This is a genomic window from Megasphaera sp. DJF_B143 (assembly GCF_900320625.1).
Classification (GTDB): Bacteria; Bacillota; Negativicutes; order Veillonellales; family Megasphaeraceae; genus Megasphaera; species Megasphaera hexanoica.
The window spans coordinates 1-5,094 of sequence record NZ_ONTA01000281.1; the positions used below are offsets into that span (position 1 = coordinate 1).

Genomic DNA, 5,094 nt, shown 5'->3' on the forward strand with positions numbered 1-5,094 from the left:
ACAGGGAGAAAAAGAGGCGCCGCAATGATACGGCGTCCCTGAAAAAATTCACCCCTATCGGATAAATCAGCTATGTCCTTCTGTTTTCTCTGTCCTGGCCTTATCCTTTTTAGCCGGCGCTTTGTAACCGTACTGGCTCTTCCATTTCTTGTCCAGTTTCTGGATTTCTTTGTCGGAAAGCATGGCCGGTTTGGCCCGCAGCGCCTGATTCAGGTTATGGACAATGGCCGCGCCGTCATCGCCGGGAGCACAATCCATGATGTGCTGTCCCTGGACGGAAATTTCGTTGCCATTCTGGAGGATCTGCCAGTCGTTGCCTGTCAGGTCCATGCCTTTGACCTTGCCAGAGGCAACGGGAGTCGTCCGGATTTTCTTGTCATCCTGCGCTTCCCCATAGATGGTGTGGGTCACGCGTGACAGGTTCCCGGCAACGAGGAAAGCACGGCGGCGCCGCGAATAGTCACCGTACGGAGCGGGACTGACCACGGGCTGGGCATTGACGTAGACCATGTCTCCCCCTACCTGGACGTGATTGCCCGACCAGCGCGTCATGCGGCGGCCCAGCTTTTCAATGCGCTTCGTCATCTGTGGGTGGTTATTGGGGCTGATGACCCGTTTGAACCCTTCCTGATAGAGGTCGCCGTATTTTTCATAGACAAACTGCATCGACGACGGGGCACCGCCGACGTTGTAGGGCGTATTCTTCATGACCTCAAAGCCATAGGCATCGGCTTCTTTTTCCTGATTCATGGTTACCATTTCATTGTCGATGTAATTGATCACAATGCCGCCGAGGAGTACGTCGAGCATTTCCGCATGGCCGCCAAAGGCAAGGTCTACGGCAACGGAAACGCCGATGCTCTTCATGACGCCGTTGATGGCGTGATGGCGTTCGCCGTGCTGCATTTCATGGCACAGGGTGAAAGCCAGTTCATCATCGTTGAGCGTATCCATCATGCCCTGATTGACAGAAATGACGCCGCCCACCGTTTCAAAGGCGTTCAGATCCTTGCTGGGATTGGCATAGACATCGTAATTGCGTTTGATCATCCCCGTCCGGACGAGGTTGTCGGCAATCCGGTCCAGCCGCTGCTCATATTCATAATTATCTGCCACACCGGTCTTGGCCTGGGTCTGGGCCAGCATCTGCGGCTGCATCTGCGTATCCATCTTGACGAGCTGCTGCTTGATGAGGGCCGCTGCGGCGGCGCCATAGAGTACCGTTTCCACGGCAGACGCAGCTGCCGCCATCCCAACGGGCAGCGTCACCAGTGACGTCCCCAGTACCAGTGTGGTTATCCATTTTTTCCATCGTTTCACACGAATCCATCCCCTATTCTTCTTCCGGCAGTCTCTGCTGCGTCTGAATCAGGTCTATTTTCTTCGCGCGTGGCCATTGTTTGATTTCCCATTCCCAGTGCATGGCCACATGCTGCGATGCAAAGGCCTGGCTCCAGACGAGGGTCACCGGCCGGCGGCTGCGGGTGTATTTTGCCCCGCCCCGGCTGTTGTGGGCGGCGACCCGGCGCTGGATGTCACAGGTCCATCCTGTATAGTACGACCCGTCAGCACAGCGTACGACATAGGTATAATAGGCCCGGTCTGTCTGATTATTTTTCAACGATTTCAATGGTGTCTATGACGACGTCTTCCAAGGGTTTATCCCGGAAATCGGTCGCCGTCTTGCTGATGGCTTCTACGACATCGTAGTTTTCTACTACTTTGCCAAAAATGGAGTGATGATTCTGGAGCCACGGTGTCGGAACGACGGTCACAAAGAACTGGGAACTGCCCGTATTGGGGCCGGCATTGGCCATGGCCAGGACACCCGGTTCGCTGAAGTCGAGGCCCGGGCCGAATTCATCGGGAATCATTTCATCGGAACCGCCAAATCCCGTTCCCTGGGGATCGCCGCCCTGGATCATGAAATCGGCGATGATGCGATGGAATATGGTGCCGTCATAGAACTTGCTGTCGGCCAGCTTCTTGAAATTGGCGACTGTAATCGGGGCCTTGTCGGGAAATAATTCTACGGTGAATTCCCCGCGGTTGGTCTTAAACAATGCATACATTTTTTTATCTGCCATAATACTGATCCTCCTGAAATGTTTCTTTTATTTTTTCTTCTATTATATACTATATATTCTGCAAACTGCAAACCATCCTGCCCTTTAAAAAGTATATGTTTCCCTTCTGTTCTATGGTATACTAGAATTAGATTCAGTTATTGTATATCAGAGGGGGATGAAGGTCATGCGATTAGGAATGGCTCAGATGTCCATGTCGAAGGATATGGAAGAAAATTTCACAAAAACACTGGATTTCTGCGATAAGGCGGCGGGCTGCAATCTGCTGTTTTTTCCGGAAGTACAGTTCTCTCCATTTTTTGCCCAGTATGAAAACCAGGATGCCACCGGGTATCTGATGGAAGATACGGATCAGAAAGTGCAGGCTATCCAGGCAAAATGCCGGGAACACGACATGTATATTTCGCCCAATTTCTACTTGAAACAACAGGGAAAGCCCTATGATGCCAACCTGTTCCTCGACCGTCAGGGCCGCATCGCCGGCATTTCCAAGATGGTCCACATTTTCCAGGCGCCCCAGTTCTATGAATGTGATTATTATACACCGTCAGAAGAAGGGTTCCAGGTCTTTACGACGGATTTCGGCAAAATCGGCATCGTCATCTGCTTTGACCGCCATCTGCCGGAAAGCATCCGCTCCTGTGCCGCCCAGGGCGCCGATCTGGTCATCGTGCCGACGGCCAATACGAAAGCCGAACCGCTGGAAATGTTTGAATGGGAAATGCGCGTCCAGGCCTATCAGAACCAGACCTTCGTCGCCATGTGCAACCGCGTCGGCAAAGAAGGGGACATGGACTTTGCCGGCCAGTCCCTCATCATCGATCCCTGGGGCAATCTGCTGGCAAAAGGGGACGACCAGGAACGGCTCATCGCCTGCGATCTCGACCTGAGTCTGGCCCGCAAGGCCAAGGAAGAACGGCCCTTCCTCAAGCTGCGCCGTCCCGACATGTACCGCTGATACGGAAAAACAGGATAAAAATAAACGGAGCTGCCACCCATGAATAGTCTCTCATAGGTGGCAGCTCCGTCTGTCTTTATACGCTGCAACCAGTCTGCGCGATGAAGATATCCTGCGCCCTACATCTCCTTGACCGGCACGAGCCCCCGGGACAGGGAAATCGTCCCGGTGCGCACAATTTCCAGTACATTGTACGGCGAAAGCACCTTGATGAGGGCATCGACGTGATCTTCCCGGCCGGTCACGCGGAGAATGAGGGAATTCAGGTTGACATCGACGACTTTGGCGTGAAACAAATCGGCCAGTCCCGACAGTTCTTCCCTCGTCTTGGGAGAATCGTAGCGCACTTTGATCATCGCCAGTTCATAGCTGATAAAGGGTTCCTCATCGAGGTTGACGATTTTGATGATGTCGATGAGTTTTGCCAGCTGGCTCATGGTCTGCTTCAATTCTTTATCGTCTTCGATGCTGATGACGATATTGAAGCGGGTCACATCCCGTTCTTCCGTGTACCCTGCCGTCAGGGATTCGATATTGATGGCCTTGCGGCTGATCAGTCCGGCAATATGGGTCAGGACGCCCGGTTTATTATCGCATAGTATAGCAAGATGCTGTGTCCTCACCCTGCTTCACCTCCCAGTATCATGTCACAGAGCGCTTTGCCGCCGGGAACGGTCGGATAGACCCGTTCCTCTTTGGATATCGCAATGTCGATGAGAGCCGTCCCTTCATAGGCAAGGGCCTCCCGGAGCACGGGAAAGAGGTCATCTTCCCGTTCGATGTGATAGCCCCGGACGCCCATCGATTCGGCCAGCATGGACAGATTCTTGCGGCTGTTCAGCGTGCACTGTGTATAATGCTTGTCGTAAAAGAAATCCTGGAGCTGGACGATCATGCCCAGGGTATCATTGTGGAGCACGATGACTTTGACGGCAATGCCATACTGGGACAAGGTAGCCAGTTCCTGGCAGTTCATGAGGATGCTCCCATCGCCGGAAAAGACGAGGACCGTCTTGTCCGGACAGGCGACTTTGGCTCCCATGGCCGCCGGCAGTCCGTATCCCATCGTACCCAGTCCGCCCGACGAAAGGAAATGGCGGGGCTGCTCCGTATCAAAAAACTGGGCTGCCCACATCTGATGCTGCCCCACGTCGGTAACGGCAATCGTATCCTCCGGCCGTGTCAGTGCCCGGACGGTTTCAAAGATAGCCTGGGGAGAAATATAGTCCGGTCTCGGCGCCACGGCAAAGGGATGAGCCTGTTTCATCGACCGGACGTGATCCCGCCAGGGAGCATAGGCGGCCTGATAATCAAAGGACGACTCCCTGATCTTTTCTGCCACAAGAGGCAAAGACCAGCGCAGGTCCCCTTTTACGGCCAGATCGACGTCGATGATTTTGCCGATTTCCACGTCGTCGATGTCGAACTGGATGATTTGTGCTCCCGGAGCAAAGGTATCAGCCCGGCTGGTCAACCGTTCGTCAAAGCGCACACCCATGGCGATAAGCAGGTCGCATCCGGTGATGGCCATGTTGGATGCATACGATCCATGCATGCCGCCCATGCCGAGATGAAGGTCATAGCTGTCCGGCACAGCACCCTTTCCCATGAGGGTTGTCACGACCGGTATCTGCGTTTCCCCGATGAACTGCCGCAGCGCATCGGTCGTCCCCGACAAAATGACACCGCCGCCGATGAGCAGCAGGGGCCGTTTACTCTGCTGGATAGCGCTGACAGCCCGGTCGATGTCATAAGCCTGTCCGGCCGGTTCCAGCCGGTACCCTGGCAGCGACACCCGTTCAGGATAGATGAAATCGATTTCTTCCTCCAGGGCATCTTTAGTAATGTCGACCAGAACCGGACCCGGCCGGCCTGTAGAAGCTATATAAAAAGCTTCTTTCAGGACGCGGGGAATCTGCCGGCCGTCCTTGACGAGGTAATTGTGTTTGGTAATGGGTGACGTAATGCCCGATATATCGGCCTCCTGAAAGGCATCGCGGCCAATGAGACTGGCCGATACCTGTCCGCTGATGATGACCATGGGGATGG

General features: G+C 54.2%; 6 protein-coding genes. 1 reads left to right on the forward strand and 5 read right to left on the reverse strand.

From position 1 onward, the window contains the following. Positions 1 to 66: 66 nt before the first annotated feature. The 3 genes from DBO31_RS08220 to DBO31_RS08230 are packed head-to-tail and all read right to left on the reverse strand — an operon-like array spanning position 67 to position 2,087. Positions 67 to 1,320 (reverse strand): M48 family metallopeptidase, encoded by a 1,254-nt coding sequence (locus tag DBO31_RS08220; protein WP_075581647.1) that lies wholly within the window; start codon positions 1,318 to 1,320, stop codon positions 67 to 69. 13 nt (positions 1,321 to 1,333) lie between these two features. Then, positions 1,334 to 1,630, reverse strand: a complete 297-nt coding sequence (locus tag DBO31_RS08225; protein WP_234995443.1) for a GIY-YIG nuclease family protein — start codon at positions 1,628 to 1,630, stop codon at positions 1,334 to 1,336. Continuing rightward, positions 1,611 to 2,087, reverse strand: a complete 477-nt coding sequence (locus tag DBO31_RS08230; protein ID WP_150824905.1) for a peptidylprolyl isomerase — start codon at positions 2,085 to 2,087, stop codon at positions 1,611 to 1,613. Before DBO31_RS08230 ends, DBO31_RS08225 begins: the two co-directional genes overlap by 20 nt. A 166-nt stretch (positions 2,088 to 2,253) precedes the next feature. Between DBO31_RS08230 and DBO31_RS08235 the strand changes: the two genes are divergently transcribed. After that, complete coding sequence (locus tag DBO31_RS08235; protein ID WP_150824906.1) at positions 2,254 to 3,045, forward strand: carbon-nitrogen hydrolase family protein; 792 nt, start codon at positions 2,254 to 2,256, stop codon at positions 3,043 to 3,045. A gap of 119 nt (positions 3,046 to 3,164) precedes the next feature. On the opposite strand, the gene ilvN is transcribed toward DBO31_RS08235, so the two are convergent. Continuing rightward, entirely contained in the window at positions 3,165 to 3,668 is a 504-nt protein-coding gene (gene ilvN, locus DBO31_RS08240) for an acetolactate synthase small subunit (protein WP_059076454.1), read from the reverse strand. Continuing rightward, positions 3,665 to 5,094 (reverse strand): biosynthetic-type acetolactate synthase large subunit (ilvB, locus tag DBO31_RS08245; RefSeq protein ID WP_150824907.1); only part of this gene is annotated, 1,430 nt, incomplete at its 5' end. The genes ilvB and ilvN, both read right to left, overlap by 4 nt.